We start from the raw sequence: 22,437 nt of genomic DNA, 5'->3' as shown, positions 1-22,437 counted from the left end.
TTTCACGGCGGGTACGGGGGTCATGCGCCGGCCTCGGCCTTCGGCTCCTCGGTGGTGGCGCGGGCGTCCTGGATCTTGAACAGGTTCCGGTACAGCAGGATCGCGGCCGCTCCGAAGGCCGCGTACAGCAGGGCCATCACCCAGGAGTCGACGACCGAACCGAGGATCACCGACAGCGAGCCGACCATGTAGCCGAGCCGCACGTGCAGTCCGTAGGCAGCCATGTACTTGGTGCGGGATTCGGCGGGCACCAGGGAGGCCAGCAGGGTCTGGTTGACGGGCTGGTTCATCAGCTCCCCCAGCGTGACCACGACGGCCGCCGCGATCATCAGCCAGACGTCGTCGCCGATCGCCCAGGCCATGTAGCCGGCGGTGAAGACCACCACTCCGGTCACCAGGCGCAGCCGCTCGTCGAGGCGTCCGAGCAGCTTGCCCATCCACAGGCCGCAGACCACGACGAGCAGGGTGTTGGTGGCCCGCAGGATGCCCAGCACGTTGACGCCGTCGACGGTCACCTGCCAGGAGCCCAGCGACAGCAGCTGCTGCTCGGGGAAGTCGGAGCCGAGCCGGACCGCGAGGTAGGAGGAGATCTGGACCTCCACGGACCAGACCAGCAGGGCCGCCAGGACGAGCCGCAGGAACACCCGGTCGCGGGCCACCGCCAGGTAGCCGCGCAGGGCCGGTCGCACCCCGCGGGGATTCTGCGCTGCCTCGGGCGGCGCGGTCTCGGACAGCGCCAGGAAGGTCGCCAGGAAGATCCCCCCGGTGGCGATCGCGGCCGCGGTCAGCAGCTGGAAGAAGTACCCGCCGTAGAAGAAGCCGCCGACCAGCGAGCCGAGCATGAAGGCGACGTTGATCACCCAGTAGTTGATCGTGTAGACGGCGGTGCGGCTCTCCGGGGTGGAGACGTCCACGATCATCGCCTCGTTGGCGGGCAGCGCGATGCCCGCCATGCAGGCGGCGCCCAGATACAGCACGTAGGTCGCCGGACCGGATTGCAGCATCGGCGAGTTGACCAGGGCGAGGCCGATGTACGAGAGGAAGACGCCGATCTCGCCGGCCATCAGGACCCTGCGGCGGCCGTACACGTCGGACAGGTGCCCGCCGACCAGGGTGCATCCCACCGTCGCCACCGCGACGACCAGGGTCATCAGGCCGGCGGTGGCCGCACCGTACAGGTGCGAGAAGTGGATGACCATCAGCGGGACCAGCATGATGTCGAAGAACCGCTGGAAGAAGCCGACGCCGATCCGCAGCTTGAGGTTGCGGTGGAGTTCGCTGAACTTCACGGCCCTTCCTCCGACGGCCACCAGCTCAGGTAGCGCTCTCCGCTGTCGGGGAAAACGGTGACGACGGTCGCCCCGGACAGATCGTGGCGGCGCGTCAGTTCGCGGCAGGCGTGCGCGGCGGCGCCGGAGGAGACGCCCACCAGCAGGCCGCTGCCGACGGCCAGCGCCCGCGTGGTGGCGGCGGCGTCCGCGTCGGAGACCACGATCACCTCGTCGATGCAGTCGACGTCGGTGACAGGGCTGGTGAAGCCGCCGTTCAGGCCGGGTATGCGGTGAGGGCCGGGGGCGCCGCCGGACAGCAGCGGGGAGCCCTCCGGCTCGACCGCGACGACGCGCAGCGCGGGGTTGCGCTCGCGCAGGCAGTGGGCGATCCCGGTGAGGGTGCCGCCGGTACCGACCCCGCAGACCAGGACATCCACCCGCCCGCCGGTGTCGCGCCAGATCTCCGGCCCGGTGGTCTCGTAGTGGGCCCGGACGTTGGCCGGGTTCTCGTGCTGCCGGGCGTACCAGGAGCCGGGGATCTCGGCGTGCAGCTTCTCGGCGCGCTCGACGCAGCCGGCGAAGCCCAGCGCCGGGTCGGTGAACTCGACCTCGGCGCCGAGCATCCGCAGCGTCAGGATCCTTTCCCCGGAGGCGTTCTCAGGAAGCACGATCAGACAGGGGTGGCGGCGGGCGGCGGCCAGGGCGGCCAGCGCGATGCCGGTGTTGCCGGAGGTGGACTCGATGACGGTGGCTCCGGGCACCAGCTCACCGGAGGCCTCCGCGGCCCGGAACATGTGCCGGGCGGGGCGGTCCTTGACGCTGGACAGCGGGTTCGCAGCCTCCAGCTTGGCCAGAATGGTCACGTCCTGCGGGACGCCGTCCATGCGAAGGCGTAACAGAGGGGTGTTGCCGACCAGGTCCTCGAACGAGGCGGTCACCCCCACGGCCAGTGGGTTGGTCATCGGATACCTCGGGGCTCAGCGCTGCTCGGTGATGATGTTCAGGGTTTCTCGCACGTGCTTCAGCGCGTCCTCACGCTCGGTCGGGGAGGGCGCGTCGACGAGCACGTGCCCCATCCGCCGGGAGGAGGACGTCAGAGGCATTACGGTGTCGCCGGGCCGCTTGCGCAGCCGGACCCGGACCACCGACGGGTGGGCCGTGGTCTCCTCGACCCCCGTGATCGCGGTGATCGTCCCGGGAGCCGCGGCCGGGAAGTGGGTGGCCGGCCAGGAGACCGGAGAGGTGTGGACCAGCTCGTCGACGGGCAGCCCGAGCGCCAGCCGGATCACGGCCTCGTACAGGTCGAAGCCGTAGGCGAGGCCGACCGCGTCGGGCAGGTAGTCGCCCGGGGTGCGCACCGCGATCTCCATCAGCGCCGGGCCGCGCCGGTCGACCTTGAACTCCAGGTGCGCCAGCCCGGTCCGCATGCCGACGGCGCTCAGCACGCCCCGGGTCAACGTGTGTACCTGAGAGCCCAGTTCGTCGTCCTCGAAGTGATGGGCGCAGCGGTGGGTGAGCTCGACGAAGTACGGCGGCGGGGTGGTCTCCTTGGCCGTGACGTTCTCGAACAGCACCTCGCCGTCGCGGACCAGCGCCTCCCAGCTGAACTCCGGCCCCTCGATGGCCTCCTCGACCAGCACCTTGCCCTCGCCCGAGCGGCGGGTGCGGACCTCGGCCGCCTCCTCGGCGGTGCGGACCAGTTCGACGCCCTCGCTGCCGGCCCCGGTGAGCGGCTTGACCACCACGGGCAGCCGCTCCAGCATCCAGGTCCGGGCCTCGGTCACGTCCGGCACCAGCAGGTGCTCGGGCTGCCGGACGCCGCGGGAAGCGAAGACGGCGCGCTGCAGCGCCTTGTTGCGGGAGACCACCGCGGCGTGCAGCGACGGCCCGGGCAGACCGAGCCGCTCCTGCGCCAGCGCGCCGGCCAGCACGTGCGGTTCGGCGAAGGAGACCACACCGTCCGGTACGCGGTCGGCGACGGCCCGGGCGACCACCGCCGTCCAGTCCTCCTCCTCATGGCCCTCGACCCGGTAGAAGCGCTCGGCGAGGTCGACCGGCCGGCCGTCCCAGCCGGCCGCCGCCTCCACGGCACGTACCCGCAGGCCGAGCCGGGCCGCCGCCTCCAGGTAGGGCCGGCCCATCGTGCCGACGCCGACCACCAACAGGTCCTTGGGGGCGCTCACGACGCCACCTCCTTCTCCACGGGATGCGGCGCGACCGTCCGCAGCATGCGGGTGACAGGGGCGACCAGCAGCCCGGCGGCGGCGAAGAGCACCGCCAGGGCGATCCAGCCGGCCGGGCCGGCCGCGATCACCACGGACGCGATCAGCGCCGGACCCACGATCCGTTGGCCGGCGTTGCCGAGGCTGAACACCGACAGATAGACGCCCTTGCGGTCCTCGGGCGCGAAATCGTAGCTCAGCTCCCAGCCGCCGACGGCCTGCCACATCTCGCCGAAGGTGAGCAGCACGCAGGCCGCCAGCAGCACCGCGCCGGCCACCAGCACCGAGGACGGGGCCGTGGTCAGGGCGAGCGCCAGGCAGCACGCCGTCAGCGCGAACCCGCCCCTGCGCAGCGCCCGCTCGGCCCCGCCCTCGCGGTCCACCAGCCGGGAGACCGGCACCTGGAGCACGATCGACATCACGGTGTTGATCAGGATCAGCACCGGCAGGAACCCGGCCGGCACGTCGGTGGCCTGGATCGTCCACAGCGAGATGCCGACCGACAGGATGGTGGTGTGCAGGTTGAGCACCCCGTTGAGGGCGGTCAGCAGCAGGTACCGCCAGTCGCGGAAGTCGCGCAGCGCGGCGAGGGGGTTCACCTTCTTCTGGACGGTGGCCGCGGTGGCGGCGCGCACCCGGGACAGCATCGCGGCGGACACCACGAACGCCGCGGCGGTGCCGAGCACGATACCCCGGTACGTCCAGACATGGTCGGCGGCCAACAGCGGTGCGGCCAGCAGGGCGCCCAGCGAGAAGCCGACGTTGCGTACGGTGCGGATGATCGCCATCGTACGGGTGCGGTCGGTGCCCTCGGTGGTGGCCGAGGCGACCGCCTGGGTCATCGGCTGTGTGGCGGCCTCCGCCGCCGCCAGGCAGCAGGAGATCACCGTGAAGCTCACCATGCCCTGGGCGAAGGCCAGCGCGACGAACCCGCCGGCCCGCCACAACTGGAGCGCCACCAGGGTCGGCTTGGCGCCGAGCCGGTCGGCGAGTGCTCCGATGGGCACCGTGGTGAGGAAGCCGACCGCCCCCGACAACGCCAGGCCGAGGCCCACCTGCGCGCTCGTCAGGCCGACCGAGCGGACGAAGAAGACCGCGGAGCCGGCCAGGTACAGGCCGGTGCCGATGGCGTTGATCAGCGAGGTGACGGCGAAGGAACGCCCGGCCGGAGTGGCCGGTACGTATTCCCTCGGAGAGGGCAGCCTCATCGCGTGCCTCCAACGGTTCGTACGCCGACCAGGGACAGAGCGTGCTCGGCCCGGCGGCCCGCCTCGGCGACGTCCGCGCCGGTGGTGATGACCAGTCCGGCCCGCTCCCAGGAACTGGTGGCGCTGTGGACGGTGGCGCCGGGGGCGACCGAGAGATGCAGCTCGGCGACGCCCGGTGCGGCCTTCGCCTCGGCGGCGCCGGTCACGGACTCCACCAGGCCCGGACGGGCGATCAGGAACCGTACGGCGGCGGCGCGCCGACGGGGCAGGGGGCCGACCGGCCCGGCGCCGGTGAGCACCTGCAACAGGTTGCGCAGGATGTCGGTGTCGTAGGCGAGGTCGATCAGCACGGTGATGCCGCCGCCCGGCAGTCGGCCGGCGCATTCGACCAGGTACGGGGTGCCGTCGACCAGGATCCACTCGCAGTGCAGCACCCCGGAGCGGAAGCCGACCGCGCCCGCCAGACGGACCACCGCCTCGCGCAGCGCGTCCGCGAGGGAGGGCGGCAGGTCGGCGGGCACGGTGTGACCGGTCTCCACCGGGTGGCCGTTGTCCTGCACCAGCTTGGCGGTGATGTTGGTGAAGCCGACCTCGCCTTCGTGGACCACGGCCTCGACGCTCACCTCGGGCCCGGACAGCCGCTGCTCCACCAGGAACCGGGAGGTGTCCTCGTACTGGGCCCGCAGCGCCGGCTCGTCGGCGGCGGTGGTCCGGGCCCAGGCCTCGGCGACGTCGTCCGCGGGGCCGAGCAGCCGCACGCCCAGGCTGGCCTGGCGGCCGGCCGGCTTGAGCACGCACTGCCCGCCGTGCGCGGCGCGGAAGTCGGCGACCTGCCCGGCGTGTTCGACCACGGCCCAGTCGGGCTGGGCGATGCCGCTGCCGGCCACGGCGGCGCGCAGCAGGCCCTTGTCGCGCAGCACGCGGGCCGCCTCCAGGCCCGCACCGGGCAGGCCCCAGGCCTCGGCGAGCGCGGCGGCGACCACCACGCCGTACTCCACCACGGGGACCACGGCACGGACGCCCACCGGGCGGGGCACGGCCCCGACCACGCGGTGAGGGTCGGCCTCGTCCTGGCTGGGCGCCGGGAACAGGGCCGCGACACAAGGGTGCCGTTCGGCGAGCGCGGTGATGCCGCGGGCCTCGATGACGGCCGGCTCCTCCAGGACCAGCACCGAGTCGGCCGGCAGCTGTTCGTCCAGCTTGGCCAGCATGACGGGGCTGTAGCCGACCAGGACGTGGGTCACGGTGTCCGGGACCGCCGGGACGGTGTGGACGGTGACGGCGCGCCGTACCCGGCTCTCCAGCAGGTCCAGCTCGGCGACGGTGGGCGCGTCGATGAAGAAGGAGACGGCCCGGTCCTCGGAGCTGCGCAGCGGGCCGAGCCCGGTCCCGCGGTCGTGGTGCACCAGGACCGCGCGCAGGGTCGGGGGGTCGGCGGGCGAGGCCGGTCCGACGGCGGGCCACAGGCCGCCCTCTCCGACCCACACCGGCTCCACGTCGAAGCCCCGCACCCGGACGTCGGCCAGCACGCCGGGCACGTGCTCCAGGTAGACCTGCCGGGCGGCCCGGGTCGGCTTCGGGTACGAGGCCTGCTCGCCGAGCGCGATCCGCACGATCTCCGGCTCCAGCGGCGCACCGGTGGCGAGCTCGTACAGGATGCACAGCCCGTCGCCGGGGGTGCGGGCGGCGACCTCCATCAGGTACGCCCGGCCGTCGGCGCCGATCCGCCACTCGGAGTGGGCGACGCCGTCCTGGAAGCCGAGTGTCTCCAGCATCCGCCGGTTGGCGTCCAGCAGCACCGGGTCGGCCTCCGGCTGGTCGCTGGGCACGGTGTGCGAGAGCTCGACGAAGGTGTGGGCGTGGGAGTCGGTGGTGGCCTTGCGGGTGGCTGAGGAGAAGACGGTCCGGCCGTCCTGCACCAGGCTCTCCACGGAGTACTCCTGGCCCTCGACCTTCTCCTCGACGAGGACGGTCTCGTGCTCGGGGTACGAGCGCAGCAGCGTCGGCAGGGCGTTTGGACCGGTCACCGTCTCCACGCCCGAGCTCGAGTGCCGGCCGGTGGGTTTGACCACCGCCGGGTAACGGACGGAGGCCGGGTCGAAGGCCCCGCGGCCGTCGGGCGGCACGGTCAGCGACACCGGGCTGAACTCCGGGAGGTACCAGCGCTGCAGGTACTTGCTGCGGCACGCCCGGGTGGCCCGCAGGCCCGGAGTGCGCAGCCCCAGCGCGTCGGCGAGCAGACCGGTCGGTTCGACCTGGGTCTCGCCGACCGCGTAGGCGCCGACGATGCGGTAGGCGTCGCGCCAGCGCCGGGCGGCCGAGACGACTCCGGGCAGGTACGAGTTCTCGCGGCCCACGTCGCCGTCGACGAAGGCGACCTCGTCGATCACGTACGCCGGGTGGTCGGGGTCCTTGGCGGCGCCCAGTGCGTCCTCGCGCCAGGAGGAGGGGGTGATCAGCAGGATCTTCAGGCCGCGGCGGGCCAGTTCCGCCAGGTAGAGCGGCGCCCGGCAGACCACCAGGAACGATCCGGTGAGTACAAAGGCGTCCGGCCGCTCCCCGGGAGCCGTCTGAGTGTCCATCAGTCTGTTTCCGTCCATTCGCATGGGCGCGAACCGCTCCCCGGACAGGAACGGTTCGCACGAGGGGTTCGCGCGGGAGCGGGTCAGCTGTAGTCGAGGCCGCCGGTGCGGGTGCGCTTCAGCTCGAACAGGTCGGGGTGGCCGGCGAGCACCCGGAAGCTGTCGAAGAGCTCGGCCGCCTTCTCGCCGCGCGGGATCGCGCGGAGCACCGGACCGAACCAGACCGTGCCGTCCACGTGGATCGTCGGCGTGCCGACGTAACCGCCCGCCTCGGGGTCCTTGCCGGCGTCGTGGCTGACCCGCACGGCCTCGTCGTGCGCGGGGTCGTGGGCCGCGGCGGCCAGCTCGGCGGGCAGGTCCAGCTCGGCGAGGGATTCGGCGACGACCTCGTCGAGGTCTGTCATCTTCTTCTCGTGGATCCGGGTTCCGTACGCGGTGTACAGGTCCCGCAGCACCTCCGGGCCGTGCTGCGCGGCAGCCGCCGCGGCCACACGGACCGGGCCGATCGACTTGTCGACGAGCGTGCGGTACCAGTCCGGGAGTTCGTTGCCCTCGTTGTGGAAGTAGAGGCTCATCACGTGGAAACGCAGTTCGACGTCGCGCTGACGCTCGACCTCCAGCATCCACCGGGAGGTGATCCAGGCGAAGGGGCAGGCGGGGTCGAAGTAGAAGTCGACTTTCGTGGTCTGGGTGGTGCTGCTGGTCACGCGGCGTCTCCGGTGGGGGCTGCGGCGAAGGACTTGCCCTGCGCTGAATGACGGTACTCGGACAAGACAGCGTACTTCTCACGGAGCTGACGCTTCAGCACCTTTCCGGTAACTCCCACCGGGAAGTCCGCCTCGGAAGCGGCGATCTCCAGGAAGCCCAGTTCCGGGTGGCCGGCGGCGCGCAGCGCCTCGTTGGCGAGGAGCAGCAGCTTCGCCGGCTCCGCTGACTCGGCGGCGGTGACCACGGCGACCGGCACGACGGTGCCGCCGTCCCGGCCGGCCACCACCGCGACGTCCTCGACGTCGGGCACCTGGAGCAGCACGACCTCCTCCATGAAGACCGAGTAACCGGTCCCGTGGGCGGTGTGGATGGCGTCCGCCGCTCGGTCCACCAGGTAGAAGTCGCCGTTCTCGTCACGGTACGCCATGTCGCCGGGCATCCAGTAGCCGGCCAGCTTGAAGGAGTACGTGGTGGCCGAGTCGCCCCAGTATCCGGGCGTCACCGCCGGGCCCCGGGCGGCCAGGTGGCCGACCTCGCCGGTGTCGGCGATCGAGCCGTCGTGGCGCAGGACCGCCACCTCGGCGACGCCGACCGGCTTGCCGGCGCACCGGTTGTGCGGCTTGTTGTCCAGCGTGTGCACCTGGAGCAGGCAGCCCCAGCCGAGCTCGGTGGTGCCCAGGCGGTCGAAGAACGCCGACGGAGGCAGGTCGGCGCTGCGGTTCGACAGCACCTTGTCGATGTGCGCGCGATGCACCGCGTCACCGATCGACACCCACACCTGCACGGAGTCGAGCTGACCCGGCTTCAGGTCGGCGGATGCCAGCTCGGCGTAGCCATGCGCGAAGGACATCACCGAGGTCGGCCGGTACTCCTCCACCGCGGCGGCCAGCTCGGCGCCCTTGCGGTCGCTCAGAGCCACGACCGGCGTGCCGCCGAGCACCGCGTACGTGGTGTAGGCGACACACCCCAGGTGGGACTGCGGCAGCGCGGTCATCATCAGCGCGCCTGGCGTCTCGGTGTGGTCCACCAGGCGGAACTTGGGGCCGGCCACGATGGTGCTGTGGGTGTGGATGGTCGGCTTGGGGCGGCCGGTGGTGCCGGAGGAGTGCAGGATTACCACCGGGTCGTCCGCGTGATGGTTCCAGCGGTCGCTCTCGGCGAGCCGCGCGGCCGGCGGCGCGGGCAGTTCCTCGGCGGTGCCGGTCCAGGCGATGCTCGGCAGCTGTGCGGTGTCGAGCATCGCGAGCCGCTCCCGGTCCGCGTACAGACCCACGGGGGCGGTCTGCTCCAGCAGCGACTGGGCGATCGACCCGGTGGCGTTGCTGTTGATCAGCACGGCGACGGCGCCGATCTGCGCGATCGCGTAGTAGTGCACCGAGTACGCGAAGGAGTCCTCGAACCAGACCGCGACCCGGTCGCCCCGGCGCACTCCCTGCGTCAGGTAGTACACCGACCAGCTCTGCGCCAGTGCGTCGATGTCGTTCAGGCTGAGGTCGTGGGTCTGCTCGCCCGAGGTGGTGGTGATCGCCCGGTAGGAGTGGACGAACGGCAGCTCGGGGTGCGGGTTGGCGGCGATGGCCGACCGCAGGAGGTTGCCACCGCCCACCGTGGAGTCGGCGGCCAGCTGCTCACGCTGCTTCGGGGTCAGGACGGTCGCGGCGAACGTTGCCATGGGATGCATCTTCCTTGTCAGAGTGACGTGAACATCCGCGCGCACAGGTCGCGGTAGTGGGGGAGGTGCTCGCCCAGTTGGTCCTGGAGTTGTCCGAGGACGGTGGCGAACTCCGATTCGGAGCCGTGCTCCACCAGGTCGGCGAGCCTGCGCACTCCCTCGGCGAGTTCCTTGCGTACCGCCGCGGCCTGCGGGTGGGCGGCCTGGACGTCCCAGTACACGGCGGGCGCGCCCGAGCTGATCCGGGCCAGTAGGGCGAGCAGCGCGTTGTGCGGAGGCGGGGCGATCTCGCGGATCCTCCCCAGGTCGGGGCCGAGCCGGGTCAGGGCCAGCCCGAAGCCGAGTACGGTGGCGTGGGTGAGTGCCTGCGACACGGCGGCCAGCCGGTCGTGCTCGGCCGCGTCCATCGGCACCACCCGGGCGCCCCAGCTGCCGACCAGCTCCAGCAGGTGGCCGACCCGAGGCCCGTCGTTGACCACGACGGCGGCCACCGGGCGGCTCTCGAAGCCGAGGGCCGGGGCGAACATCGGATTCAGGCCGACCGCCTGCACGGCCGGGGCATGGGCCCGGACGGCCGCGGTGATCGGCTGCTTGACCGACAGGGTGTCCACCAGCAGCGCGTCCGGCCGCAGCACCCCCGCCAGACCGGGGACGGCCGCCAGCGCGACGGAGTCCGGCACCGCGAGCACCACCAGGTCGGCGTGGCCGAGGTCGGCCTCCAACCGCGGGCCGAGGGCGGTGACGTCCCCGCGCACGTAGTGGGTGTCCGGGGGTTCCGTGCCCGGTTCGACGGTGTCGACCACCGCCACCCGGGCGCCACCGGCCAGCAGCCGTTCGGCGAACAGCCGGCCCACCGCGCCGGCGCCGCCGACCACCACACAGCGCCGGATCACGGGTGGCCCCCGGCGGACTCCAGCGCGGTGGCGAGGACGGCGGAGACCATGGCACGCGACTTCACGGCCGTCTCCGTGTACTCCTCCTCCGGGTCCGACAGGGCGATGACCGCCCCGCCGACGCCGAAGCCCAGCCGGTCCTCGGTCGCCACCAGGGTGCGGATCACGATGCTCAGGTCGGCCGCGCCGCTCAGCGCGAACCAGCCGATCGAGCCGGAGTAGACGCCGCGGGCGCCGTCCTCCAGCCGGTCGATGATCTCCATCGTGCGCAGCTTGGGGGCACCCGTCATCGACCCGCCCGGGAACGCCGCCCGCACGCAGGACACCGCCGATTCCCCGGGCCGCAGGGTGCCGCGGATGGTGGAGACCAGTTGGTGCACCGGCGCGTAGGTCTCGACGTGGAACAGGGCCGGCACGTGCACCGAGCCGACCTCGCAGACCACGTTCAGGTCGTTGCGGATCAGATCAACGATCATCAGGTTCTCGGCGCGGTCCTTCTCCTGGGAGAGCAGGTCCTCGCGCAGCGCCGCGTCCTCGGCCGGGGTGGCCCCGCGCGGGCGCGTGCCCTTGATCGGTTTGGACTCGGCGACCCGGTCGGTACCGATGGTCAGGAACCTTTCCGGCGAGGCGCTCAGTACCGCCACCCCGGGGAAGTCGAGCAGCGCGCCGTACGGTACGGGCGAGATCTTCCGCAGGTGCGCGTAGGTGCGCAGCGGATCGATCGTGGCCTTGAGCGTGACCGCGTTGGTCAGGCACACCTCGTAGGTCTCGCCGTTGCGGATCTCCTCCAGGCTCTCGGCGATCCGGTCCAGGTAGGCCTGATTGTCGTGCCGCAGCCCGACGATCGGTTCGGCCTGCGGGTCGGTCATGCCCACGCCGAGGAAGCCGGCCGCCTCGCCGCGCGGCCCGCCACCGGCCCTGGGCAGCGCCGACACGGCGGCCTCGGTGCGGTCGAGCCAGGCGACGGCCGCGGTGTGCTCCTCGCCCTCGGACAGGGCCAGCAGGTAGGCGGCGCCCTCGGCGTGGTCGAGCACGAGCATCCGGTCGGCGAACAGCACGGCGGCGTCCGGGGTCTCCGCCTTGTGTGCCGCCCGGGCGCCCGCCTCGGCCTTCAACTCGTAGCCGAGGTAACCGACGTAGCCGAGATTGAAGTCGAACGGCAGCCCCTCGGGCCGGGGGACCGCGCGGACCCGCAGCTGGCCGTCCAGGTAGTCGAAGAAGCCCTGCTGGACGAGTTCGTCGCCGTCGTCGGAGCGGCCGGGTCGGGTGATCCGGACGGTGCCGTCCTGGACCCGGTAGGTCACGTACTCGGCCAGCGGGCCGGAGCCGTCGCCGAGGAAGCTGAACCGGGACAGCCCGTCGATGACACTGCTGCTGTCCAGCCAGAACGCGGTGTCGTGGTCGGTGAACAGCTCGCGGTAGGCCGACTCGGCCTCCGGTTCGACGTCCAGCCTGCGCACGTGCACCGTGTAGCGGGGCTCGCACCGCTGCACGGCGTGATGCGCCATCGCCAGGTCGCGGAAGTTGGCGAGCAGCTCGCGGCCGTACTGGCTGCTGATGGATTCCGGGTGGAACTGGACACCCCAGATCGGCCGCGTCCGGTGACGCACGCCCATCAGCACACCGTCCTCGGTCCAGGCGAGGGCTTCCAGTTCGTCGGGGAGCCGGCCGGCCGCGAGCGAGTGGTAGCGGACCACGTCGTAGGGGCTGGGCAGGCCGGCGAAGATGTCCGTGCCGCTGTGGAGCACCGGGCAGACCCGTCCGTGCATCGGCTCCGGCGCGTGGACGACCTCGCCGCCGAACAGGTGGCAGATGCCCTGGTGGCCGAGGCAGACGCCGAGCACCGGCAGGCCGCTCTCCAGGATCGCGCGCCGGCTGATGCCGAAGTCCCGCTCCCGGTCGGGGCGGCCCGGCCCGGGGGAGACCACGACCGCGTCGAAGTCCTCGAAACGCAGGTCGGAGAAGGCGGTGCCGTTCTTCACCACCACCGGCGGGCGGCCGTTGGTCTCGCCGAGCAGCTGGTACAGGTTGTAGGTGAAGGAGTCGTAGTTGTCGATCAGCAGGGTTCTCACGGTGCGACCCCGATGACCACGTCCTCCACCCGGCAGGTCTCCTCGATGATCAGGTCGTAGAGGCGGCGCAGGAAGTCCTGGCTGATCCCGTGCTCCTCGCCGAACCGGGCGGCGCGCTCCTGGACGAGCTTGATCCGGTGCGGCTGCATCATCCGGACATCGCTCTCGCGCTTGTAGTGCGCGATTTCCACACAGGTCTCGATGCGGGCGCGCAGTTCCTCGAGGAAACGCAGGTCAATGCTGTCGAGCTTCGCCCGGAGGGTTTCGATTCCATCGTCCGCCGGATTATCCAGCACGGGCTTCCCCCTTGTTTGGAGCCTCTTCTGGAAGCGCCGGAAAAGACCTCAGCTGGCGCCCCGCTGACGGCCATGACTCTGCCGTCCGCCCTTCGCCGATGCCACGGTCGCCATGGTTCGGATTGACGCAGTGCGTGAAATTCCAGGGTTCATACCCGCAAAAAAAACACAAATCGCCCTTGCTTCGGGTGGCCGGGAGGGTGCGGCGGGGTGAATCCGTACGTCGGACAGGCCGGGAATCGCTGTCGACGGCCAGTGCCCCCGGCTGCTTCGCGCACTGTTTGCGGAAATGTGTGCCGACATGTCTGGGTGGGCGATCGGACACCCGTCTCGCGGCTGCTTGCCAAAAAGCTCGAGAGGAACTCATAGTTCGATTTGCTCTGCGCATGAGGATTCATTTGAACGGGGGGTTCTGTGGAAATCCTGACCGAGGGCGTGCCGGAGGTTCCGGAGCGAGGAACGGGCGGAGCGCCGAGCCTCGTCGACCTGATTTCGGCGCAGGCCCGGATTCGCCCCGACGACATAGCGGTGGAGTACCGGAACGAGACCCTCACTTTCGCGGAACTCGTCGGGCGGGCCACGCAGCTGGCGACCGCACTGGAAGACCTGGGACTGCGCCGGGACGACCGCGTCGGCATCTTCCTCGGACCCTCCACCGCCCTGCCGGTCGCCGTCTGGGGTGTCCTGTTCGCCGGCGCCGCCTACCTCCCCCTGTCGCCCGACTACCCGGACGAGCGGATCCGCGCGATGGCCGAGGACTCCCGAGCCCCGGTGCTGCTCACCGAGGAGCCGCTCCGGGACCGGCTCGCCGCCCTCGCGCCACCCGGCACCGTCATCCTCACCCCGGCCGACGCGGCCACCGGCCCCCGCGCCGCCGGGGACGGCCCGGCCGGTTCCCCGGCGCCGGGCGCCCTCGCCTACGTCATCTACACCTCGGGCAGCACCGGCCGGCCCAAGGGCGTGATGGTCGAGCACTGCAGCATCGCGCACCAGATGCGCTGGCTGGGCCGGACCTACGGGCTGGGCCCGTCCACCACCGTGCTGCAGAAGACACCGATGAGCTTCGACGCCGCTCAGTGGGAGGTCCTGGCACCGTGCCTCGGCAGCCGGATCGTGCTCGCCGGGCCTGGCGCGTACCGCGACCCCGAAGCCCTGGTCGACACCGTCGTCCGGCACGACGTGAGCGCCCTGCAGTGTGTGCCGACCCTGCTCCAGGCGCTGCTGGACACCGACCGGCTGCCCGAGTGCGACTCGCTGACCCAGGTCTTCTGCGGTGGGGAGACACTGTCCCGGCGGCTCGCGCAGCGCTTCGTGGAGACCCTGCACAAGTGCGAACTGGTCAACCTCTACGGGCCCACCGAGTGCGCCATCAACGCCTCCGCCCGCACCGTGGATCCGTCGTCGGTCGCCGACGGCCCGTCCGGCATCCCGATCGGCACCCCCGTGGACGGTCTGGCCTTCCACGTGCTGGACGAGCGGATGGAGCCGGTCCCCCCCGGTGCGGCCGGCGAACTGTACATCAGCGGCGTGCAGGTCGCCCGCGGCTACCTGCACCGCCCCGACCTGACCGCCGAACGCTTTCTGGACAACCCGTTCTCCACCGACCCCGCGCACGCCGTGCTGTACCGCACCGGCGACCTGGTCCACCGGAAGCACGGCGACTACCGGTTCGGCGGCCGCGTGGACCGGCAGGTGAAGCTGCGCGGCTACCGGGTCGAACCGGACGAGATCCGGCTCGCCGTCGAGGCCCACGACTGGGTCAGGAACGCCGCCGTGCTGGTCAAGGACGACCCCGCGACCGGACATCAGAATCTGGTGGCCTGCATCGAACTCAGCCCGCGCGAGGCCGTCCTGATGGACCAGGGCGACCACGACCGGCACCACGTCTCCAAGGCCGGCCGGTTGCAGGTGCGCGCCCAGCTCTCCGGCGGCGGCTGTCGTGACACCACCGACCTGGCCGGCCGCCGCTGCGTCGACCTGCCCGGCCGCACCCCCACCGCCGAGCAGCGCCGCCGGGTGTTCGCCCGCAAGACCTACCGCTTCTACGAGGGCGACGACACCCGCCCCGAGGATCTGCTCGCCCTGCTGGCCGCCCGTACCGCCGGCGCCGCCCCGCGACGGCCCGAACATCTGAAGGTGGCTGAACTCGGCTCCGTTCTACGCTATTTCGGCCAGTACACCAGTGACGAGCGATTGCTGCCCAAGTACGGCTACGCCTCGCCCGGCTCGCTGTACGCCACCCAGCTGTACCTGGAGATCGCCGGCCCGGACGGCTGCGCCGGTCTGGCACCCGGCCACTGGTACTACCACCCGGTGGAGCACCGGCTGTACCTGATCGAGGCCGGGGACGGGCGGGGGAGCGGGCCCGGGATCCGCTTCCACTTCGCGGGCCGGCGGCGGGCGATCGAGCCGGTGTACCGCAACAACGTCCAGGAGGTCCTGGAGATCGAGGCCGGACACATGGTCGGCCTGCTGGAGGAGGTGCTCCCCGCGTACGGTCTGGACGTCGCCGCGGCCCCGTACACGCCCGAGGCGATGCACCGCCTGCACTGCGCCGAGGAGGACCACTACCTGGGGGCCTTCGACCTGGTCCCGTTCCACGCCGACCGCCCGGACGTCCCGGTGGACGTGTACCTGCAGGTCCACCCCGGCCGGGTACCCGGCATGACGGCCGGCCAGTACCGGTACACCGGCGGCGCACTGGAGCGGATCGCGGACGAACTGGTGCTCAAGCGCCACGTGATCGCCATCAACCAGCAGGTGTACGAGCGCGCCGCGTTCGGCATCACGGTGGTCAGTCCGGGCCCGGAGAACCCGCGCTCCTACCTGGACCTGGGACGCAGACTCCAGCAACTGCAGATGAACGGCGCCGGCTTCGGGTTCATGTCCTCCGGGTACAGCTCCAGGACCGGCCACGACCTGCCCGCCGCCAAGCGGATGGAAGCCGTGCTGCGGGCCGGTGGGCGGCCCACGGGCCCCTCGTACTTCTTCGTCGGCGGCCGGGTCAGCGCCGAGCAGCTCGCCCACCAGGGCATGCGCGAGGACAGCGTGCACATGCGGGGACCGACCGAGATGATCAGGGCCGACCTGGTGGAGCTCCTGCCCGACTACATGGTGCCCAACCGTCTGGTGGTCATGGACCGGCTTCCGCTGACCGCCAACGGGAAGGTCGACCTCCGGGCGCTGGAGGCGTCGCCGGAGACGGAACTCGCGGCCTCGGAGCGGCCTTTCGTCGCGCCGCGGACCACCACCGAGCGGATCGTCCGCGACCTGTGGCAGGCCGGGACGGGGCAGCGGGCCGCCTCCGTGGGGGACGACTTCTTCGAGTGCGGCGGCAACTCGCTGATCGCGGTCGGGCTGGTGCACCGGATCAACCGGCGGTTCGGCTGCGCGCTGCCGTTGCAGGTGCTGTTCGAGTCCCCGACCATCGAGGAACTGGCCCGGCGGGTCGACGGGCAGCGGGGCACCTCCTCCTCCCGACTGGTGCCGCTGGGCGCCGCCCGCTCCGGCCGGCCGGTCTACTGCTGGCCGGGCCTCGGCGGCTACCCGATGAACCTGCGGACACTGGCCCGTCGGCTCGACACCGACCGTCCGTTCCTCGGCATCCAGGCCCACGGTGTCAACACCGGGGAGCAGCCGTACGCCACCATCACGGAGATGGCGGCGCGGGACGTGCGGGCCGTCACCGAGGCCCAGCCGGACGGCCCGTACACGCTGTTCGGCTACTCCTTCGGCGCGCGGGTGGCCTTCGAGGCCGCCCACCTGCTGGAGCGGGACGGCCGCCGGGTCGACCGGCTGCTGCTGATCGCCCCTGGCTCGCCGAAGCCCCGCACGGTGGGCGGAGGCCGCGCCTCGTACACCGACCCGGCCTATCTGACCATCCTGTACTCGGTCTTCGCGGGGGCTGTCACCGGGCCCGCCCTGGAGGCGTGCCTGCGGGCCACCACGGACGAAGAGAGCTTCGTCTCCCACATGGTCGAGCACCTCGACGGCCTGGACCGGGAGCTGGTCTGCCGGATCACCGCCGTGGTCCGGCAGACCTACGAGTTCACCCACACCTCCGCCGAGCTGCGGTCCCGGCGGATCAAGGCACCGGTGACCGTCGTGAAGGCGGCCGGCGACGGCCCCTCGTTCCTCGACGGCAGCACCGGCTGGTCGGCAGCCGAGCCGCAGATCCATGAACTCTCCGCCGACCACTACGGCATCCTGCGCGAGCCCGGAGTGGACGAACTGGCCCGCCTGGTCGCCCCCGGCCTCGGCACCACGGGCTGACCGGCCGCGAACAACAGGCCCGTGTCAGCCACATAGGGACCGCCTCACACCTGCACAGGGAGACCCTCATGCCGCACGTCAACATCAAGCACTTCCCCACCCCGGTCGGGGAGGAGCAGTCGGCCCGCCTGGTCGCCGCGATCACCGCGGCGCTGACGGAGAACCTCGGCTGTACCGAGGACGCCGTGTCGATCGCCCTGGAGCCCGTCGACCCGTCCGAGTGGAACGAGCGCGTCTACCGCCCGGAGGTGATGGAGCGGCGCGAACTGCTCCACAAGCTGCCGAACTACTGAAGCGCGAGCCGGGACGCCCCGCGCCGCCGGGGCGTCCCGGCCCGCGCAGGGCGTTTCCCACCGGGGCGTTGCCTTCACGGGCAGGGGGCGGCCACGCTGCCCGCCCCCTGCCCGTGGCCGTGCTCAGATCCCCTTGCGGAACGCCTCGGCGGTCGCCAGGAAGAGGTCGTTGCCCCGCGCCTCACCGATCGAGACGCGTACGCCCTCGCCCGCGAACGGGCGGACCACTACGCCGGCCTCGGCGCAGGCGGCGGCGAAGTCAAGGGTGTGCCCGTCGAGCCGCAGCCAGACGAAGTTGGCCTCGGAGTCGGCGACCGTCCAGTCCTGGGCGCGCAGCGCGGCGGTGACCCGGGCGCGCTCGCCGACCAGCGTCTCCACCCGCTCCAGCAGCGCGTCCTCGGCGCGCAGCGAGGCGATTGCGGCGTCCTGCGCGAGCTGGCTGACACCGAACGGCACCGCCGTCTTGCGCAGTGCCGCGGCCACCGGCTCGGGCGCGATCGCGAAGCCGACCCGCAGGCCGGCCAGGCCGTATGCCTTGGAGAAGGTGCGCAGTACACAGACGTTGGGGCGATCGCGGTACAGCGCGATGCCGTCGGGCACGTCCGTGTCGCGGACGAACTCGCGGTACGCCTCGTCCAGGACGATCAGGACGCGCGTGGGGACGGCGTCCAGGAAGCGGGCCAGCTCGTCGCGGCGCAGGGCGGCACCGGTCGGGTTGTTGGGGCTGCAGACGAAGATCAGCCGGGTGCGGTCGGTGATCGCGGCGAGCATCGCGTCGAGGTCGTGGGACCCGTCGGCGGTGAGCGGGACGAAGACGGGGGTGGCGCCGGAGATCCGGGTAATGACGGGGTACGCCTCGAACGAGCGCCAGGCGAACAGGACCTCGTCGCCCTCGCCGGCCGTGGAGAGCACCAGGGACTGGGCGACACCGACCGAGCCGGGGCCGGTGGCGATGTGCTCGGCGGGAACGCCGAAGTGCTGCGCGAGTTCGGTGGTGAGCGCACCGACGGCCATGTCGGGGTAGCGGTTGAGGCCGCCCGCCGCGGCCACCACGGTCTCCAGGACGCCGGGCAGCGGCGGGTAGGGGTTCTCATTGGCGGACAGGACGAAGGGGACGGCGTGGTCCGGCTTTCCGGGGCGGTGGGCGGAAAGGGCATCCAGGTTCGGCCGCAGACGAGGGCCGTGCTGACGTTCGGTCACAGGGTTCGTGCCTTTCTCGGTGGGGCGGTGCGGGGCCGTCGGGGCGGTCAGCCCTGTGCTGCCGGTCCTGTACCTGTACTGTCGGCGCCGTCCGGCCGCCGGGCGAGGGCACGGTCGACGAGCAGCCCCGCGGCCCCGGTGCAGCCGTTGGGGTCCAGCAGGCCGACAAGTTCACCGTCGGCGAACACACCCTTCAGCTCGGGCAGCCCGGTGAGGATCTCGGCCAGCGGGCGGCCCTCGCGATCGGCCAGGACGGAAGCCCGGGTGAGGCACTGGCGGGCGGTCGTCCTGCCGATCCGGGGAGCGAGGACGGCGGCAATCCGCTCCGTGAAGATCTGACTGCCGGTCAGGTCAAGGTTGGCGCGCATCCGTTCCGGTCGGACGGTCAGGCCCTCGGCCAGCTCCACCGCGGTGTGGGCGGCGCCACCCGCCAACCGGAGGCACTCGCGCAGCAACAGCCACTCGGCGTGCCATGCACCCCCGGACCGCTCGTCCTCGGTGGTCAGGCACTGGGTCAGGCCGGCCGCCAGCACCGGCACCTGCAGCGCGGCAGAGCGGATCAGCGTCGCCAGCACGGGATTGCGCTTGTGCGGCATGGCGGACGAGACCCCACGGCCGGCCGGGGCGGGTTCGGAGGCCTCCCCGACCTCGGTGCGGGCCAGGACCTGGACATCCACGGCGAGTTTCCCGAGGGCCGCCGCGGTGTGGGACAGCGCGGCGGCCAGGTCGGCGATCGGGGTACGCAGCGCGTGCCACGGAAGGACGGGCCGGGCCAGCCCGGTCTCCTCCGCGTAGGCCGCGGTGAGCCGGTCGAGGTAGTCACCGAGCCCATGGTCGGGGACGCCGCCGTCGACCTTCGCGTACTCCAGGTATCCGGCCAGCGTGCCGGCGGCGCCGCCGAGCGCCACCGGCAGTCCGTGGGCCAGGATCCGCCGCAGCCGTTCGGCGGACTCCAGCACCAGCTGGCGCCAGCCCGCCGCCTTGAGACCGAAGGTCGTGGGCACGGCGTGCAGGGTGAGGGTGCGGCCGGCCATCGGAGTGTCGCGGTGCTCCAGGGCGAGGCCGGCCAGGGCGTCGGCCGTACGGTGCAGGTCGGCGAGGAGGACCGGCAGAACCCGGGCGACCACCAGCATGGTCCCGGTGTCGAGGATGTCCTGGCTGGTGGACCCGCGGTGGACGTACTCGGCGGCGGCCGGGTCGTCGGCGGCGACGACGGCGGTCAACGCCTGGACCAGGCCGACCACCGGGTTGGCGGTCTCCCGGGAGGCCAGAGCCAGTGCCCGGGCGTCCAGCCGTTCGGCGCGCGCGGCGGAGCTGATCGCCGTGGCGGCCGTCGCGGGCAGCGTCCCCAGCCTGGCCTGGGCCCTGGCCAGGGCCGCTTCGGCGTCGAGCATCGCCTGGAGCCACGCCCGGTCCCCGGTGGCCGCCTCCACCGGTGTGCCGGCCCGCACCGGGGAGAGCAGTCCCGTGTCGGCGTCGCAGCCGTTCATACCCCTGCCTCCCTGGTACCCGTGTGAGCGTCGTCGGCCAGCAGGGTCAGTACGGCGGCGGCGATCGTGTCGGAGTCCTCGACGGTGACCGAGCCGACGCCCGGCCGGATGCCGGCCGCGGTGACCCAGTGCACCGATTCGGTCGGCACACCGTGCACGAACCGGCGCAGATGGGGGCGGCCCTCGGCGTCGAGCGGGTGGTGCGGCCGGCCGGAGACCGCGACGGCGCCGGTCTCGTACTCCCTGCCGCATTCACCGGGGATCCGGTAGGGCGCGTACTGGCCGGTCGTCAGCAGGTGGCGCATCAGCCGGTCGTCGGTACGGCGCAGGTCCGGTTCGGGCAGCCGGGCCTCGACCAGTGCGCCGGCCCGACGCCGAAGGTCCGGTATCCGACGGGAACGCACTTCGAAAGCGGCCCTGCCGTCCGTGACCGCTTCGACGGTCATGCCGGGGCCGACGATCTCGACCGTTCCGGCCTCGACGAGGGCGAGGAGCTCCTCGATCCTGGAGACGGGCGGGCCGATCGACAGGAAGGCGTTGAGCGGGGTGTACCAGTGCTCCAGCTCGTCCCTGTGGGAGTTCGCCTCCAGCCCACTGTGGTCGACCGCCAGGCGGATTTCGTTGCGCAGGTCGCGTAGCACGTCGAGGGCCGCCTTGAGCGGACCGCTGACGTTGCCCGCCCTGGCCTCGACGACGTCCTGGCGCAGGTAGGCCAGCAGCCAGGTGCGGAAGTCCTCCGCCGTGGCGAACTCCTGGTCCCCGTACGGCTCGGTGATGCGGTCCCAGTCCCAGCGCTCGGCGGGGGAGACCCCCACCGCGTCGAGCAGACGGACCTTGTCCTCCGCCGAGTCGCCGGTGTGCAGGAAGCGGTCGGTGAAGGCCGCCAGTTCGGCCGCTTCGATCCGGTCGGCCAGCAGGGCGGCGTAGTACACGCGCTCCACCTCCGCGGTGATCAGGGGCCACAGGTGGGTGCCGAACCGGATCCACTCCCCCTCGTCGGCCAGCGCACGCAGCTCGTCCGCCTTCTCCGCCGTCAGCAGCCTCGGCTGGTACCGGCCGTAGGCGCCCTTCTCGTTCTCGCCGCGGGCGTGGTACGGAACGCCGCGCCGGGATCCGGCGAGGACGCGTGGCTCCTGCCCGGAGGGGTGGTAGACCAGCCGCTCGTCCACCCGCTCGAACGAGCCGCCCCTCCCGACGGTCAGCAGGGCCATGTGGTCGAAGAAGTTGAGACCGAGGCCGCGCAGCACGACGCTCTCACCCGGGCCGATCCCGGAGTGATCCGTGTCGGCCGGGTTGGCGGGACCGAGGTACACCAGGCCGTGCTCGGCCGCGAAAGCGCCGAACCGCCGCTCCTCGGCAGTGGCCCGAACCGGTACATGGCCCTGGGCCAGCACCACCGCGTCCAGGCCGGACAACCGGGTGCCGTCGGCCAGCAGCAGTCTCTGGCGTCCGTCGTGCCCGCCGGACTCGTAGTCCAGCGCGACCGCGAGCTCCTGGTGGACCCGGACCTCCAGGTGCGCCGGCGCCTCCGCGACCAGCGTCCGGAACACCCAGCCCAGATAGTGCCCGTGGAAGGCGCGGCTGGGGTAGGTGTCCGGGCCGAGGCGGCGGGCCTCCCCGAGGGCGTCCTCGCCCCCGTCTCCGGGAACGGGGATCGCGCCGGCCGCCACGTCCCGGGCCCATTCATAGAGGCTGGGCCCGTCCTCGACCGGTCCCACCAGGTTCACGCTGGAGTCGGCGAACACGGTGACCTGGGAGGTCACCGTGTTCATCAGTAGTTCTCGGGACTGGTCGGTGCGCCACACGCGGCCGGGTCCCGGTGGGTACGGGTCGACGACGTGGACCGTGATGTGGCTCGTGGACGGGGACTTCCGCTCCTGGGCGATCAGGCGTTCGAGGACCGAGAGTCCGCGGGGGCCGGCCCCGACGAGGGCTATGGCTGAGGTACTGCTCTTCACGAGTGTTCTCCGCTCGACGATGGAGGGGGAGAGGGGATGATCGGAACCGGTCCGGTGGGACGGCCGTGCGGCCACCGGGCACGGAGCGGTCGGCGCCGCACGTGGGCGACCGCGCCCTGACGCCGCTGATCAGCAGGTCAGGTCGAGGGAACGCCAGGGCATCGGCGGACCGGGAGGGGAAGGCCGAGAGGGGGGTGGGGGAGCGCGGCCGCGATGTCGCGGCCTTCGCCGAAACGCCTCTGCGGGCCGCGGCTCACAAAGGCACCGGGTACGGGATGCGCCTTCGGGACACCGCCGGCA

General features: G+C 72.1%; 15 protein-coding genes. 2 read left to right on the top strand and 13 right to left on the bottom strand.

The genetic code is table 11. The annotated features are described in order from the left end of the window. Positions 1-20 precede the first annotated feature (20 nt). The 10 genes from TU30_RS17265 to TU30_RS17215 all read right to left on the bottom strand — a co-directional run bounded on the left by TU30_RS17265 (position 21) and on the right by TU30_RS17215 (position 12,924). The gene (locus tag TU30_RS17265; protein ID WP_042170916.1) at positions 21-1,289 is read right to left on the bottom strand and encodes an MFS transporter; all 1,269 of its coding nucleotides are present in this window, start codon (positions 1,287-1,289) and stop codon (positions 21-23) included. Further along, positions 1,286-2,233, bottom strand: a complete 948-nt coding sequence (locus TU30_RS17260) for a PLP-dependent cysteine synthase family protein (protein ID WP_042170914.1) — start codon at positions 2,231-2,233, stop codon at positions 1,286-1,288. The genes TU30_RS17265 and TU30_RS17260 overlap by 4 nt, the downstream gene beginning before the upstream one ends. A gap of 15 nt (positions 2,234-2,248) precedes the next feature. Next, positions 2,249-3,454, bottom strand: a complete 1,206-nt coding sequence (locus TU30_RS17255) for an ATP-grasp domain-containing protein (protein WP_042170911.1) — start codon at positions 3,452-3,454, stop codon at positions 2,249-2,251. Further along, entirely contained in the window at positions 3,451-4,701 is a 1,251-nt protein-coding gene (locus tag TU30_RS17250; RefSeq protein WP_042170909.1) for an MFS transporter, read from the bottom strand. The genes TU30_RS17255 and TU30_RS17250 overlap by 4 nt, the downstream gene beginning before the upstream one ends. Further along, entirely contained in the window at positions 4,698-7,283 is a 2,586-nt protein-coding gene (locus TU30_RS37320; protein ID WP_078878329.1) for an ATP-grasp domain-containing protein, read from the bottom strand. The genes TU30_RS17250 and TU30_RS37320 overlap by 4 nt, the downstream gene beginning before the upstream one ends. Positions 7,284-7,366: 83 nt before the next feature. Further along, positions 7,367-7,990 carry a DsbA family protein gene (locus TU30_RS17235; RefSeq protein WP_042170907.1) on the bottom strand — a complete coding sequence of 208 codons (624 nt, stop codon included), beginning with the start codon at positions 7,988-7,990 and terminating at the stop codon, positions 7,367-7,369. After that, a complete protein-coding gene (locus TU30_RS17230) occupies positions 7,987-9,663 on the bottom strand; it encodes a class I adenylate-forming enzyme family protein (protein WP_042170904.1) in 1,677 nt (558 codons plus the stop codon). The genes TU30_RS17235 and TU30_RS17230 overlap by 4 nt, the downstream gene beginning before the upstream one ends. Before the next feature lie 17 nt (positions 9,664-9,680). Next, positions 9,681-10,556, bottom strand: a complete 876-nt coding sequence (locus TU30_RS17225) for a prephenate dehydrogenase/arogenate dehydrogenase family protein (RefSeq protein ID WP_042170902.1) — start codon at positions 10,554-10,556, stop codon at positions 9,681-9,683. After that, complete coding sequence (gene pabB, locus TU30_RS17220; protein WP_042170900.1) at positions 10,553-12,628, bottom strand: aminodeoxychorismate synthase component I; 2,076 nt, start codon at positions 12,626-12,628, stop codon at positions 10,553-10,555. The genes TU30_RS17225 and pabB overlap by 4 nt, the downstream gene beginning before the upstream one ends. Beyond that, a complete protein-coding gene (locus TU30_RS17215) occupies positions 12,625-12,924 on the bottom strand; it encodes a chorismate mutase family protein (RefSeq protein ID WP_234307889.1) in 300 nt (99 codons plus the stop codon). The genes pabB and TU30_RS17215 overlap by 4 nt, the downstream gene beginning before the upstream one ends. A gap of 414 nt (positions 12,925-13,338) precedes the next feature. Here TU30_RS17215 and TU30_RS38035 point away from each other — a divergent pair, with 414 nt between their 5' ends. Continuing rightward, on the top strand, positions 13,339-17,196 hold the full coding sequence (locus TU30_RS38035) for an amino acid adenylation domain-containing protein (RefSeq protein ID WP_267889346.1): 3,858 nt from the start codon (positions 13,339-13,341) through the stop codon (positions 17,194-17,196). A 68-nt stretch (positions 17,197-17,264) separates the two neighbouring features. Further along, positions 17,265-17,489 (top strand): tautomerase family protein, encoded by a 225-nt coding sequence (locus tag TU30_RS17205; protein WP_042170899.1) that lies wholly within the window; start codon positions 17,265-17,267, stop codon positions 17,487-17,489. A 123-nt stretch (positions 17,490-17,612) separates the two neighbouring features. Here the strand turns inward: TU30_RS17205 and hisC are convergent, their stop codons facing one another. From hisC to TU30_RS17190, 3 genes are read right to left on the bottom strand one after another with little or no spacing between them, the layout of a single operon-like run. Next, positions 17,613-18,689 carry a histidinol-phosphate transaminase gene (gene hisC / locus TU30_RS17200; protein ID WP_042170897.1) on the bottom strand — a complete coding sequence of 359 codons (1,077 nt, stop codon included), beginning with the start codon at positions 18,687-18,689 and terminating at the stop codon, positions 17,613-17,615. Between the two features lie 47 nt (positions 18,690-18,736). Further along, positions 18,737-20,179 carry a 3-carboxy-cis,cis-muconate cycloisomerase gene (pcaB, locus tag TU30_RS17195; RefSeq protein WP_042170894.1) on the bottom strand — a complete coding sequence of 481 codons (1,443 nt, stop codon included), beginning with the start codon at positions 20,177-20,179 and terminating at the stop codon, positions 18,737-18,739. Then, positions 20,176-22,137, bottom strand: coding sequence for an FAD/NAD(P)-binding domain-containing protein (locus TU30_RS17190; protein WP_042170891.1), 1,962 nt, complete (start codon positions 22,135-22,137; stop codon positions 20,176-20,178). The genes pcaB and TU30_RS17190 overlap by 4 nt, the downstream gene beginning before the upstream one ends. Between the last annotated feature and the right edge of the window lie 300 nt (positions 22,138-22,437).

The sequence above is a fragment of the Streptomyces sp. NBRC 110035 genome (genome assembly GCF_000829695.1).
Taxonomy (GTDB): Bacteria; Actinomycetota; Actinomycetes; order Streptomycetales; family Streptomycetaceae; genus Streptomyces.
This window is presented reverse-complemented; position numbering and strand designations above follow the sequence as displayed.

Bases quoted from the DNA above. Each gene is read 5' to 3' on its own strand.
- TU30_RS17205 (WP_042170899.1), top strand. From the start codon at position 17,265: ATGCCGCACGTCAACATCAAGCACTTCCCCACCCCGGTCGGGGAGGAG.
- TU30_RS17230 (WP_042170904.1), bottom strand. From the start codon at position 9,663: ATGGCAACGTTCGCCGCGACCGTCCTGACCCCGAAGCAGCGTGAGCAG.
- pcaB (WP_042170894.1), bottom strand. From the start codon at position 20,179: ATGAACGGCTGCGACGCCGACACGGGACTGCTCTCCCCGGTGCGGGCC.
- TU30_RS37320 (WP_078878329.1), bottom strand. From the start codon at position 7,283: ATGGACACTCAGACGGCTCCCGGGGAGCGGCCGGACGCCTTTGTACTC.
- TU30_RS17250 (WP_042170909.1), bottom strand. From the start codon at position 4,701: ATGAGGCTGCCCTCTCCGAGGGAATACGTACCGGCCACTCCGGCCGGG.
- TU30_RS17260 (WP_042170914.1), bottom strand. From the start codon at position 2,233: ATGACCAACCCACTGGCCGTGGGGGTGACCGCCTCGTTCGAGGACCTG.